The organism is Luteipulveratus mongoliensis, assembly GCF_001190945.1.
In the GTDB taxonomy this organism is placed as follows: Bacteria; Actinomycetota; Actinomycetes; order Actinomycetales; family Dermatophilaceae; genus Luteipulveratus; species Luteipulveratus mongoliensis.
In genome coordinates this window covers 3,455,355-3,468,709 of sequence record NZ_CP011112.1, presented here as the reverse complement: position 1 = coordinate 3,468,709, position 13,355 = coordinate 3,455,355, and the positions used below count along the sequence as shown (strand labels likewise).

Sequence of the window (13,355 nt, the reverse complement as noted above, 5' to 3'; positions counted from 1 at the left end):
GACTGGCGATTCGCTGGACAGATCGTCCCTGGGCACGCCAGGTTGGTGAGTTATGAGCCACGTCGCTGAAGCGGAGTCCGCAGGACCTGAGTCCGAGCAGCCCGAGCTGAACAGGGTCATGGGGCCAAAGCTCCTGCTGCTGTTCATCATCGGAGACATCCTCGGCACCGGCATCTACGCGCTGATCGGCAAGGTCGCCGGTCAGGTCGGCGGAGCCGCGTGGCTGCCGCTCGGTATCGCGTTCGCGGTCGCCATGGTGACCGCGCTGTCCTACCTCGAGCTGGTCACGAAGTATCCGGCCGCCGGTGGGGCAGCGGTGTTCGTGCACAAGGCTTTTGGCATCCACTTCGTGACGTTCTTCATCTGCTTCACGGTGATGTGCTCGGGCATCACCTCCGCGTCGACCGCGGCGCAGACCTTCGCCAACAACTTCGCCAAGGGCATCGAGTGGGAAGCCTCGACCGGCGCGATCATGGCGATCGCCCTCGGCTTCATGGTGCTGTGCATGCTCGTCAACCTGCGTGGTGTCGGTGAGAGCGTGAAGGCCAACGTCGTGCTGACCCTCGTCGAGGTCTCCGGGCTGTTGCTGGTGATCCTGATCGGGGTCTGGGCGATGACCCAGGGCAAGGCCGACTTCTCTCGGGTCACGGTGTTCGAGTCCCCGAGCGACAAGGGCGCCTTCCTCGCGGTGACGGCGGCGACGTCCCTCGCGTTCTTCGCGATGGTGGGCTTCGAGGACTCGGTCAACATGGCCGAGGAGACCAAGGATCCGTCTCGGATCTTCCCCAAGATCATGATCACTGGCATCACCGTCACCGGTGTCATCTACATCCTCGTCTCGATCTGCGCGGTGGCACTGGTGCCGATCGGGGAGCTCGAGAAGAGCGCTACCCCCTTGATCAACGTGGTCCAGACCGGAGCCCCGGGCATCCCGGCGGACCGCATCCTGCCGTTCATCTCGATGTTCGCGGTGGCCAACTCAGCCCTGATCAACATGCTGATGGCCAGCCGGCTGCTCTACGGCCTGGCCAAGCAGGACGTCCTGCCCCGACCGTTGGCCAAGGTGCACCCGACCCGGCGTACGCCCTGGGTCGCCATCCTGTTCACGACCGCCATCGCGTTCGGCCTGATCGCTTACGTGACCAGTCAGAGCAAGAGTGACGTGGTCAAGAACCTCGGTGGCACGACCTCGCTGCTGCTGCTGGGCGTCTTCGCCGTGGTCAACATCGCTGTCCTGGTGCTGCGCCGAGACTCCGTTGACCACGACCACTTCCGAACGCCGTCGTGGCTTCCCATCGTCGGCAGCCTCGCGTGCGTCTTCCTGGTCATCCCGAAGCTGTCGGGCCGCGAGACAGACGAGTACAAGATCGCCGGCTGGCTGCTCCTGCTCGGCCTGGTGCTCTGGGTCATCACCTGGTTCTCCAACCGCGCGCTGTACGCCAAGAAGACCTACATCCGCGACCCCGACCACTTCGAGGACTGACGCGGGGTCAGGCGGGGTCGGCGGCCCAGGTGATCGACGGCTTCGACAGCGCGCCGCAGGTGTCGCGCACCGACGGCCCCTCGACCCGGGTGACGCGTACGCGCCACGTGCTGCCGTCATGGGTGTGCACCTCGACGAGACCCTCGCCGGCGTCATCCGCGGTGCGCAACGCGACGAGACCCAGCTCGCCCGTCTGCTGGCGCACCCAGGACTGCGCCGCCTGAGCCGCCGGTGGCAGACAGCTGCGGCCACGGTCGTACGCCGGGTCGTTGAGCTCCGCAGGGATCTCGCCTCGGCGCTCGGCGGCGTACGCGAGCTCGGCCCGGTCGCCGTCCAGCCTCGCCCACGTCTGCCCGGAGGGCAGCATGATCCCGGTGGGTGCGAACCGATGACCACCGATGTGTGAGCACTCCAGGACTCGCCCTGGAATGCGCTGCGCGGCATCGAGAGCGGCAGGGCGTCCGCGGATCGCGCAGCACACGTCGCGGCGGCCGTTGGTGCAGACGAGGAGCAGCGGCTCGCGGGTCTCCTCCAGCTGAGGCAGGAACAGGCCGACCTCGTCCGGGTCCTCGTCCGACAGCACCTCCCACGGCAGGCGCAACAGCTCGATCGGGTCCTCTACCTCGCCCTCCAGCAGCCACGGCCGGCTGGCCAGACCACCGGCGACCCACGCGCGCGAGATGGTCGAGCGTGACGTGGAGTCGGCATGTCGACCGGGGTCACGCACGAGCAGGAGCCGTCCGCCCGCGTCCGCACAGGCGCGGGTCAGCTCATGGCCGACGTCAGCGTCGAGGTGGGAGTTGAGCGCGGCTTCTCGCCCCCACGGCCCGGCCTGCTCCAGGACGACCCAGAAGCGGGCGGACGACGCGGTGCCCCACGCGGGCAGCTCCGCGTCCGCCCAGAGCATCGAGCAGGCATCGGGGCGGCTCGTCGCGTGCGTGGTCGTCACCCCACGCACCTTAAGGACGATCGTCCCGACAACACGGCAACGACAGTCGGCGGTTTGTCAGGTTGATCGTCGATCTCACCTGACGACCAACCTGACATCACGTTGACGAGGGTGCGCGACCTGTCGGGACGATCGTCAGGGGAGGGCCGGCGCGATCGCGGCGACCGGTCCCGGAGCGGGCTGACCGGAGCCGTCGCGACGACCGTCGGCGGGTGGCAGATCGACAGCCACACCACTGGCACTCGCGGCGCGAGCTGGCTGAGCACCGACCCACGCCAGCACCAGCTCGTCCTCACCTCTCAAGAACCGATGACAGCGGACGCCGCCGGTCGCGCGCCCCTTGGCGGGGTACTCGTCGTACGGCGTGACCTTGATCGATCCGGAGTCGGTGCCGGGAAGGGCGCCCGACGAACCGGCAACGGTGACAACGGCATTCGTTCGACCGGAGTCGACTGCTCCGAACCAGGTCACCTTGGCGCCGGCCCCGAGCTTGATCCCGGCCATGCCTCCGGCGGCGCGTCCCTGCGGACGGACGAGGCCGGCCGAGAAGCGCAGCAGCTGAGCGTCGGACGTGACGAAGACGAGGTCCTCCTCGCCGGTGGTGAGGGCAGTGGCGCCGACTACGCGGTCGCCGTCCTTGAGGCTGATGACCTCGAATGAGTCCTTGCCAGAGGGATATTCGGGTGTCACGCGTTTGACGACGCCCTGGGCGGTGCCGAGCGCCAGGCCAGGAGAGTCGTCGTTGGTCGTCATCAGGGTGAGGGCCTGCTCACCCGACGGCAGGTCGACGTACGCCGCGAGCGGCGCACCGCCGGACAGGTTCGGCGCGTCGGCGCTGGGCGGCAACGTCGGCAGGTCGAGCGCGGTGAGCCGGACCATCCGTCCGGCGGACGTGACGACGGCGTACTCGCCGCGGACCGTGGTGCGTACGGCGGCGATCACCGCGTCGTGCTTGCGTCTGCCTCCCTCGGTCGGGAGGGGGTCGTCCGTGGTCGTCCGCGCGAGGAGGCCGGTGGAGGACAGGAGGACCCAGCACGGGTCGTCGGCGACTTCCAAAGGTGTTGCAGCAGTAGCAGGTTGGCCAGCCGACTCCAGCAGGATGGTGCGGCGTGGAGTGGCGTGCTCCTTGGCGACGGCGGCGAGCTCGTCGGACACCATCTTGTGCAGGAGCTTCTCGTCATCGAGGATCGCGCGCAGCTCGGTGATGGCCTTCATCAGCTCGTCGCGGCGCTTCTCGAGCTCGATCTGGCTGAACTTCGTCAGGCGCCGCAGCTGCAGGTCGAGGATGTAGTTCGCCTGCAGCTCGGTCAGGTCGAAGACCTGCATGAGGCGGGTGCGTGCGGCGGCGGCGTCGTCGGAGGTGCGGATGATCTGGATGACCTCGTCGATGTCGACGATGGCCAGCAGCAAGCCCTCGACCAGGTGCAGGTCGCGCTCGTGCTTATCGAGGCGGAACTGGGTGCGGCGGCGTACGACATCGATGCGGAAGTCGACGTAGACACGCAGCAGCTCCTTGAGCCCGAGCGTGCGCGGCTGGCCCTCGACCAGCGTGACGTTGTTGATGCCGAAGGACTCCTCCATCGGCGTCAGCTTGTAGAGGTTCTCCAGGACGGCCTCCGGGTTGAAGCCGTTCTTGATCTCGATCACGAGCTGGAGGCCGTGCGACCGGTCGGAGAGGTCCTTGACGTCCGAGATGCCCTGCAGCTTCTTGGCGTTGTGCAGGTCCTTGATGCGCTCGATGACCTTCTCGGGGCCGACGAGGTAAGGCAGCTCGGTGACGACGATGCCCTTGCGGCGGGGAGTGACGTTCTCGATGCGCACGGTCGCTCGGGTCTTGAACGAGCCGCGACCGGTGAGGTAGGCATCGCGGATGCCGTCCAGCCCGACGATCTGACCACCGAGCGGCAGGTCGGGGCCGGGGACGAACTTCATCAGGTCATCCAGCGAGCAGTCCGGGTTCTTGATGAGGTGGCGCGCCGCGGCGATCACCTCGCCCAGGTTGTGTGGCGCCATGTTGGTGGCCATGCCGACCGCGATACCGCTGGCGCCGTTGACGAGCAGGTTGGGGAAGGCCGCCGGGAGCACGCCGGGCTGGGTGAACTGGTCGTCGTAGTTGGGGACGAAGTCGACGGTGTTCTCATCGAGGCTGGTCGTCATCAGCATCGCCGCGGGAGCCAACCTGGCCTCGGTGTATCGCGCGGCGGCCGGGCCGTCATCGAGCGAGCCGAAGTTGCCGTGCCCGTCGACGAGGGGGAGGCGCATGGTGAATGGCTGCGCCATCCGGACGAGGGTGTCGTAGATCGCCTGGTCGCCGTGCGGGTGGTACTTACCCATCACCTCACCGACGACGCGCGAGGACTTCACATGGCCGCGGTCAGGGCGCAGACCCAGCTCGTCCATCGCGTACAGGATGCGCCGCTGGACCGGCTTGAGGCCGTCGCGGGCATCGGGCAGCGCCCGGGAGTAGATGACGGAGTACGCGTACTCGAGGTACGCGGCCTCCATCTCGTCCTGGACCGTGATGTCGACGATGTTCTCGACGACATCCTTCATCTCATCGTCTTGCGGGGTCTTGCTACGGCGAGCCATGAGGCGTGCGTTCTCCTGCATGTGAGGGCGGTGTGTCGCACGCGCGTACGACACCCGGTCAGCCTCCCATCCTCGTCCGCCTGGCGCAGCGGTCGGGTCAGGCGCGCCGCGTGGGCGCTACCCAGACGACACCCTCGGCGGCCGACCTCGGCCGGAGATGCTCGTGCGGACACCATCAGACTTTGGCTTTGCGCCAGCCCGCCTCGACCGCATCAGCTTCTGAGCAGAACCAGCGTTCACCCTTCTTGAGGGAAATCTTGGTGATGTCGTAATGCTGCTGTCCAGGGACGTGATAGATCTTCTCTCCGTCGTCGGCAATATTGCCTTTGATGTCGCACCCTGTGTGAGAGCTCGATTTCGATGCCGGACGTGGAGCGGACTGGGATTTGCGCGGGACTGAGGATGTGGAGCGTGGCTTCGGCTGACGCGGCACGGCCGGAGTCTGCTGGGGGCCTGCGCTGGACGATGTCTTCGCCGGCGCTTTCCCCAGCGTTGGCCGACTGGGGGTGTGAGTTGGGCCTTGTGGCGAGGATCGGACTGATGGTTCCGTCGTCGAGTGTGCTGGTGGCGTGGCGGGCGACCGTGAGGTGCTGGACGAGGATTGCGACTCTGCTACCCCTTGGGTTGCATCGACGCTCGCCTCGCAGCCGCTGAGCAGTAGTGCCACGCTCATCGCACATGTCGAACCAAAGATCTTTAACGTCCATCCATTGTTCCCACCCATGAGTGGACGTTAGAGGCGGAAATGTTGTGTGACTGGGAGTTCAGGGAGTTCCTTCGCCGTCACCGTAGCGAATGAAGAATCAGGCGGACTCAGGTCGGCCGCAACGACGCCATCCCAACTGCTGAGTGGGACGTCCGGCCGGACCTGCATATCCGACGTCCGTGCCACGGTCCGCCGCATGACGCCGGAGACGGACCGGGATAGGTAGACGGGGTACGCACGTCGGGCCGGATCGGACCGGACCGGACCGAACGGGCCGAGAGCTCCGGAGCGGGTCTCGATACGCGCCCCGCAAGCTCCGGCGCTACTCGACCGGCGATGGGCTCAGCCTGCGTTGACCTGGTCGCGCCAGGCGACCCAGCGGCTCAGCGCATCGAAGTTGAAGTCAGGTCCACCGACCCCCAGGGTGAAGAGCGTCGCGCCCAGTGCGCGCTGCTCCTCGCCGTGCCCCTCGGGCGTCTCGGTGGCCCCTGGGTCACCGCTGAGGTTGACCGAGACCTCGATCTCGTCGAAGTCCCGGCCGACCGCCTCGCAGTGCCCCTTGAGAACACCGATCTTGTGGGTCAGCTCGTCACCGTCGGCGAACGTGTGCCAGATGTCGGCGTGCTTCGCCACGAAGCGCAGCGTCTTCTTCTCGCCACCGCCGCCGATGAGCACGGGGATCTTGCGCATCGGTGCCGGGTTGAGGTTGTCCAGCCGCGCCTCGATGCGGGGGAGTGCTTCGCCCAGGGCGTCCAGCCGGCTCCCCGCGGTGCCGAACTCGTAGCCGTACTCGGTGTAGTCGTGCTCGAACCAGCCCGACCCGATGCCGAGGATCAGTCGGCCGTCACTGATGTGGTCGACCGTGCGGGCCATGTCGGCGAGCAGGTCGGGGTTGCGATAGCTGTTGCAGGTGACGAGGGCGCCGATCTGGATGGTGCTGGTCTGCTCGGCCCATGCGCCGAGCATCGTCCAGCACTCGAAGTGCTTGCCGTCGCGACCTCCGGACAGCGGGAAGAAGTGGTCCCAGTTGAACGCGATGTCCACGCCCAGATCCTCGGCGCGACGGACCGCGTCGCGGATCTGGGCGTAGTCGGCGTGCTGGGGCTTGAGCTGGACACCAATGCGAACCGGGCGAGTCGTCATGTCCAGCACCCTAGGCAGCCCGGGTCAGCGAGCCGAATCGGCGGCGTACTCAGCGGCGGTCCAGGCCGCTGCGCCGGCCGTTGGTGTGATGGTCACGCGCACCGACGAACGCCCACGCGTGAGCGCAGGATCGATCTGGAAGGTGTCGTCCAGCCACCGATGGTGAGTGTTGCCGAGGGGCTGCAACCACGTGCCGGCAGGCTGACCGTTGATGCTCACCGCGGCTGACTGGTACGCGTTCGCCTGGTCACTCGTCCGCCGCAGCGTCACCCCTTGGTTCGTCCGATCGACCTTCATCGTGAACGACACCGGATCCGTAGCGCTCGCAACGGCTTTGGCGACCTGTACGCCGTCGTCGTCGCCTTCGAAGGTCGCGGTGAGGGGCGCACCTGGCGCCGCACCGTCGTACTGATGCGTCTGACGGCTGGCTGCATCGCCGAGGTTGAGCGTGTCCGTCACCTTCGAGGTCTGCTGGTTGGTGAAGCCGTACCAGTAGGCCGTCGAGGAGTACTCGGCCGCCGCGTTGTCGACCGGCCCGTGCTCGATCCCGAACTTGAGGGACGAGGAGAACGGCACCGCGTCGCCGATCATCAGGCGGTAGGGGGAGTCGCACTGCTGGGCGCACCCGTGCCCACGCGTGGGCATCCCCGACAGCCCGTTGAACGGGGTGCTGAACGTCGTCCGGTTGAAGTACCAGCCACTGCCGTAGAAGTCCTCGGACCCGGTGCCATGCAGCGCAGGGGAGGCCGAGCCATCGGCGTACACCCTCTCGTCACCTTCGAGGTACTCGCGGATGTTGCCGCTGGTGATGTGTCCCCGAGCGGTGTGACTGACACCGACGAATCGCCCAGTTCCCTTGGTGTCCAAGAACATCCAGTCGCGGCCCTCGGTCGTGTCAGCGCGCTGGTGAGTCGCGTTGAAGTAGCCCAAGGTCGGCTGCGGGCCGACCAGGCGCCGCACGACGGACGCGTCGCGACTCGTGGTGACCTGCGACTGGCCCGATGTGAGGGGGAGCTTGGACTTGTTGACGAGCTCGATGCGGGCGTGACCGACGTACGGCATCGGCCACCAGCTCGAGTACCACCCGCCGGGGGCGGGATCCATGGCGAAGAACAGCGAGCTGACCTTGCCTTCGACCAGACCTGAGCCGAAGAACTCACCGAGCGGCGACTCGACGGTCTTCTTGCCGTCGAACGTCGCGCGGACGTAGACGTCGCGCAACAGCTCGGCCGACTTCAGGATCGCCGGGTCGTTCAGGTCCGGCGGCGGGTCGGTCTGGTTGGGCGTGCCGGTCCACGTCTGGTTGGTGATCGTGTAGTCGTGCGCCTTCTCGCTCGCCAGGCCCGCCGGCGAGGGGCCGACGTCCAGCTCGTCCGTGCGGACCGGCGCGCCACCGACCACCGAGTCGACCCAGTAGTGGAACTCGTTCCAGTCGATCGTCGCCGACACGAAGGTGTTGCGGACGGTGATCTTCGACTTGCCCTTCGTCGCGCTCGCCGGCAGATCGAAGGTCTGGTACGACCAGTGCCCGGCGGTGTCGTCGGTGGCCGGCCAGCGGCCGACCTTGACGTCGTCGACGTAGATGTCGGCGACCTCCTGAGCCGAGTTGGCGTCGAAGCGCCGCTTCAGCTGCACGCCGTCGTTGTCCGGGTTGATCGCGACGGTGAACTGACTGTCGCCCTTGTGTGCGCGCCCGTCATCAGCGATCAGGGGCATCGTCTTGGGCCCGACGATCTGCGGGAGCTGCAGACGCAGCGCGCTGACCTGACCGGGGCCGTACGCGTCGGCCAGGACCGCGGACGCGCCCGGCTTGAGGGTGATCGGCTTGGCGGTCGTCGAGCCCTGTCGGGCCGGTTTGGGATCGGCCTGACCCCAGGTGCGAGAGGTCTTCAGGACGTCGTTCGGGACAGCCTTCGGGTCGAAGGTGCTGACGCCTTTGGAGTCCGCGAAGGTGCGGTAGGTGACGTGGTAGAAGAGCGGATTGGTGGTCGTGGTGACCCGCATCGAGGAGCGGTACGTCATCGGCACGTGGATGTTGACGCCGCCGGAGCTCTGGTCGGCGTTGGTGACGAAGGGCTGCACGAAGGCGCCGCCGATCTTGCCGTCGACGACGTCCTGCACGGGCGCGTTCAGCACCACCTTGCCGTCGAGCTCGACCTTGATCGACCCGGTCCGGCTGACGTCGCCGCCGTCGCGGGTGAACCAGATCGAGTCCACCTCGCCGGCGCCGGCGCGTTCGGCGATGACGCAACCGTCGGTCGCGGTGCGCAGGCAGCTGTACGTCCCCTCGAACCCGTCGTCGTTGCCGCCGGCTCGGTCGAAGCTGGAGAACTGCTTGGTCTCGACGCCGGCGGTCTGCGTGCCGATCTGGTCGAGGTGACGGTAGGTGTCCCAGCCGACCGGACCCTTGCGATCAGGGCTGCTCGGCTGGGTGGCGGCGGGCGCCGGGCCGGCGCTGCCCAGCGCCGTCACGAGTACGGCTGCCACGGCGATGGTGGCCGCGCGGCGTCGGCTGCGAGGGTGCGTACGCATCGGTGCTCACTTCTTGGAGAAGTCGTACTGCGCGTACAGGGAGGCGGCGTTCTGCGGTGTCACCGGAGTCGTGGGGAGGACCTGCTTGGACGAGATCGGCTGGCCGGCGATCATCTTGGTGATGGTGTCGACGGCCTCCTTGGCGCCGGTCGGGTAGACGAAGGTGCCGGCCAGCTGGTTCTGCTGGACGGCCCGGATCCCGCCGTCGGGGATGGCCAGTCCGTCGATGCCGATGAACTTGATCTGCTTCTGCTTGCCCTGCCCAGCAGCGGCGAGATAGGCACCCAGGGCCATGGGGTCGTTGTGGGCGTACACGACGTCGACCTTGGTGCCCGACTGCAGCCACTGCTGCATCACCTTGGTGGCGTCCTCCTTGAGCCACTTGGCTTCCTGGTGCTTGACGATCTTGATCTTCGGGTTCGCCGCGATGGCGTCCTTGAATCCCTTGTCGCGGTCGATCTGCGGCTGGTTGGACAAGATGCCCTGCAGCTCCACGACGTTGCCGCCGCTCGGCAGCAGCTTGACCGCCAGGTCACCGGCCGCCTTGCCGATCGCGACGTTGTCGCCACCGATGAACGACGTCATGCAGTTGGTGTTGACGCTGCGATCCAGCACGATCACCTTGATGCCGGCGTTGCAGGCCTGCTGCACCGGCGGCGTCAGCGGGCTCGCCTCGTTGGGCGAGACGATCAGGACGTCGACCTTCTGCTGGATGAACTGCTGCACCTGGCTGACCTGCCGTGAGCTGTCCTGGGCGGCGTCGGCGATCGGCAGGAGCTTCAGGTTGGGGTGCTGCTTCACGTAGTACTGCAGCTGCTTGTTGAGCTGGGCGCGATAGGGCTCGGCGTTGTTCGACTGCGAGTAGCCGATGACGTACTGGCTCTTCTTCGGCATGGTGACGGTCTTGCTGCCGTCCGTCGGGCTGGCGTCGCCGCCGCCGGCCGGGCTGCTGCTGCCGCCCGCTGGGGCGGAGGGTGCTGCAGCGCCGGACGAGTTGTCGTCGCCGGGGGCTGAGGAGCTGCAGGCGGCGAGAGAGAGCGCCGCGGACAGTGCGACGACTCCTGCCATGGACCGCTTCGTGGTGTGCATCACGACTCCTTTGTCATGAGGGGGCAGTCGAGCCCGGGAAGGCCCCGGTCAGCTCGGTTCTGGGGGTGACGTGGGTTGGTCTGGTGCAGGTTCGTCGGGGGCGCGATCTCGGCGCATCCGGGTGCGGGCGCGCTCAGCGGCGCCGGTGAACAGGTCTGGCCGCTGGATGACCACAGCAGCGATGACGATGAGGCCCTTGATGATCATCTGCCAGTTGGCGCTGACGTTGTTGAGGCCGAGGACGTTGTCCAGGAAGGTGAGGATCAAGGCGCCCACCGACGTACCGATCACCGAGCCGCGACCACCCGCGAGGCTCGCGCCGCCGATGACGACTGCGGCGATCGCGTCCAGCTCGTAACCGAGCCCTGCCTGGGGATCGGCCGAGGCGTTGTACGCCGCGTTGATGGGTCCGGCGACGCCGGCCAGCAGTCCCGAGATCGTGAAGACGGCGATGATGACCCACGTGACGTTGACGCCGGAAAGCCTTGCGGCAGTGGGGTTCCCGCCCACCGCGTACACGTGTCGCCCGAACTTCGTCTTCGAGAGCACGAGCTGGAAGATGATCGCGATGACGATGACGGCGATGACCGGGAAGTAGATCCCGTCGCGCCCGATCAAGGGGATGTCGGTGCCGGCGAACAGATTGTTGCCGGGTGTCGCGAGCTTCTGGAACGACTTGGACACCGGGGTGACCTGGCCGTTCTTGTCGATGAGCGTGGTGCCGATCGAGGTGTTGTCACTCGCCTCGCGCACGATGCCGCGCGCGATGGTCATCATCGCCAGTGTCATGACGAACGACTGGATGCGCAGGAGTGCCGTGCCGGCCCCGTTGACGAAGCCGAACGCCGCGCAGACCGCCATGCTGATCGGCAGGATGGCCCACGGCGCCAGGCCGTGGTCGGTGAGCAGGAGGGCCGACGTCGTACCGCCGACGGCGAGCAGCGCGCCCACCGACAGGTCGATGCCGGCGGCGATGATCACGAGGGTCATGCCGATCGCGAGGATCGCGCGCGGGGCGAAGTAGCCGATCGCGTTGGTGATGTTGTCGGCGTTGGCGAACTGCTCGCCCTTGGTCCAGATCCCGATCACGACGATGAGGATCAGCCCGATGTAGCCCTGCAACGAGCCGAGCACGGGCAGCACCCGTCGGAAGGACGCGGTCATCCTGCACTCCCTGTCACGACGCTCTGGCGAGCCATCGCGGCCCGCATGATCCGTTCCTGGTCGGCGTCCTGCGCGGGGATGTCGTCGGTCACCCGGCCCTCGCAGAGCACCACGATCCGGTCACACATGCGCAGCAGCTCGGGCAGCTCCGAGGACGCCACGATCAGGCTCACGCCCTGCTCGGCCAGCGCATCGACGAGCTCGTAGATCTCCGCCTTCGCTCCCACATCGATGCCGCGGGTCGGCTCGTCGAGCAGCACCACCGTCGGCTGCACGAGCAGCGACTTGGCGAGCACGACCTTCTGCTGGTTGCCACCGGAGAGCGTGCCGACCTCGGTCTGCACGCTGGTCGTCTTGACCCCGAGCTCATCGACCTTGTCCTGCACGGCGGCGCGTTCGGCGCGCGAGTGCACCCAGCCGAGCGTCTGGAAGTCCTTGAGCGAAGGGAGGCTGGTGTTGAACCGCACGCTGTGGTGCAGCACGAGTCCCTGCTGCTTGCGGTCCTCCGGGACGAGGACGACTCCGGCGCGGATCGACGCCTTGGGGGAGTGCGGTCGGTGGCGCGTGCCGTCGAGGAGCATCTCGCCCTGCTGCGCGTGCAGCGGGTAGGCGCCGAAGATCGCCTCCAGCGTCTCCGTACGTCCGGCGCCCATCAGGCCGGCGAGGCCCACGATCTCGCCGGGCGCCACGGTCAGGCTCACGCCGTTGAGGGCGACGCGCCCCGAGCGCGCGTCGGGCTGGAGCCGGAGGTCGCGTACGACGAGGCGCGGCTCGGCCGTTGCTGCTGAGGGGGTGCGCCTGGTCAGGTTCGCGATGTCGCGGCCCACCATGAGTCGTACGAGCTCCTCACGTGAGCTGCCCGCCATCGGCTGGGTGGCGACCTTGCTGCCGTCGCGCAGCACCGTGACGGTGTCGGCCACCTCGTCCAGCTCATCGAGCCGGTGCGAGATGTAGATGATGGCGACGCCCTCGGCGGTGAGCCGCTTGATGACGGCCAGCAGGGTGCGTACCTCGGCGTCCGCCAGAGCCGACGTCGGCTCGTCCATGATGAGCACCTTGGCGTCGATGGACAGCGCCTTGGCGACCTCGATGAGCTGCTGCTCGGCCACGCGACACTGGCGTACGGGCCGGCGCGGGTCGACAGTCAGCCCGACGCGATCGAGCAGCTCCTGCGCCGCCGCGATGGACCGGCCGCGGTCGAGCAGACCTCCGAACGGGCGGGTGCGCTCGCGGCCGAGCCAGATGTTGTCCGCGACGGACATGTCGGGGACGAGGCCGAGCTCTTGGTGGATGGTGCTGATGCCGAGTCGCTGCGCATCGGACGGGCTGTGGATCGAGGCGGGCGCTCCGTCGATGAGGATCTGGCCGTCGTAGTGGGGGAACACGCCGGACAGGATGTTGATCAGCGTCGACTTGCCCGCGCCGTTCTCGCCGAGCAGGCCATGCACCTGACCGCGGTCGACCTCGAGGGAGACGTCGCTGAGTGCGCGTACGCCAGGGAACGATTTCCCGAGACTGCGCACCTGGAGGAGGGGAGTGGACCCGGAGACCTCGTCGGGGACTTCATCGTGAGGTGCGCTATCGGCCGGATCGTTGGCCGCATCCTTGGCCGCGCGATCGGCCGCACCATCGGCCGGACCGGATGGTGCTGCTGGCTCCGCGTCGTTGCGGTCACCGGTGTGAAATCGATTACCCACTAG

The 13,355-nt window shown here is 67.4% G+C and carries 9 protein-coding genes; 1 reads left to right on the top strand and 8 read right to left on the bottom strand.

What is annotated here, in order from left to right:
- Positions 1-52 precede the first annotated feature (52 nt).
- The gene (locus tag VV02_RS16470; protein WP_052593203.1) at positions 53-1,483 is read left to right on the top strand and encodes an APC family permease; all 1,431 of its coding nucleotides are present in this window, start codon (positions 53-55) and stop codon (positions 1,481-1,483) included.
- A gap of 7 nt (positions 1,484-1,490) precedes the next feature.
- Here the strand turns inward: VV02_RS16470 and VV02_RS16465 are convergent, their stop codons facing one another.
- From VV02_RS16465 to VV02_RS16435, 8 genes are all read right to left on the bottom strand, one after another.
- On the bottom strand, positions 1,491-2,432 hold the full coding sequence (locus tag VV02_RS16465; protein ID WP_052593201.1) for a ferredoxin family protein: 942 nt from the start codon (positions 2,430-2,432) through the stop codon (positions 1,491-1,493).
- Positions 2,433-2,567: 135 nt separating this feature from the next.
- Positions 2,568-5,021 (bottom strand): DNA gyrase/topoisomerase IV subunit A, encoded by a 2,454-nt coding sequence (locus VV02_RS16460; RefSeq protein WP_052593199.1) that lies wholly within the window; start codon positions 5,019-5,021, stop codon positions 2,568-2,570.
- A 175-nt stretch (positions 5,022-5,196) separates the two neighbouring features.
- On the bottom strand, positions 5,197-5,454 hold the full coding sequence (locus tag VV02_RS26845; RefSeq protein ID WP_083450224.1) for a sunset domain-containing protein: 258 nt from the start codon (positions 5,452-5,454) through the stop codon (positions 5,197-5,199).
- Positions 5,455-6,069: 615 nt separating this feature from the next.
- Entirely contained in the window at positions 6,070-6,870 is an 801-nt protein-coding gene (locus VV02_RS16455; RefSeq protein WP_052593197.1) for an LLM class F420-dependent oxidoreductase, read from the bottom strand.
- Positions 6,871-6,894: 24 nt separating this feature from the next.
- Entirely contained in the window at positions 6,895-9,402 is a 2,508-nt protein-coding gene (locus VV02_RS16450; RefSeq protein WP_052593195.1) for a glycoside hydrolase family 172 protein, read from the bottom strand.
- A 6-nt stretch (positions 9,403-9,408) separates the two neighbouring features.
- A complete protein-coding gene (locus VV02_RS16445; RefSeq protein WP_052593192.1) occupies positions 9,409-10,491 on the bottom strand; it encodes a substrate-binding domain-containing protein in 1,083 nt (360 codons plus the stop codon).
- Between the two features lie 48 nt (positions 10,492-10,539).
- Positions 10,540-11,655 (bottom strand): ABC transporter permease, encoded by a 1,116-nt coding sequence (locus tag VV02_RS16440; protein WP_052593190.1) that lies wholly within the window; start codon positions 11,653-11,655, stop codon positions 10,540-10,542.
- Positions 11,652-13,352, bottom strand: a complete 1,701-nt coding sequence (locus tag VV02_RS16435; protein WP_245633110.1) for a sugar ABC transporter ATP-binding protein — start codon at positions 13,350-13,352, stop codon at positions 11,652-11,654. Before VV02_RS16435 ends, VV02_RS16440 begins: the two co-directional genes overlap by 4 nt.
- Positions 13,353-13,355: the final 3 nt, after the last annotated feature.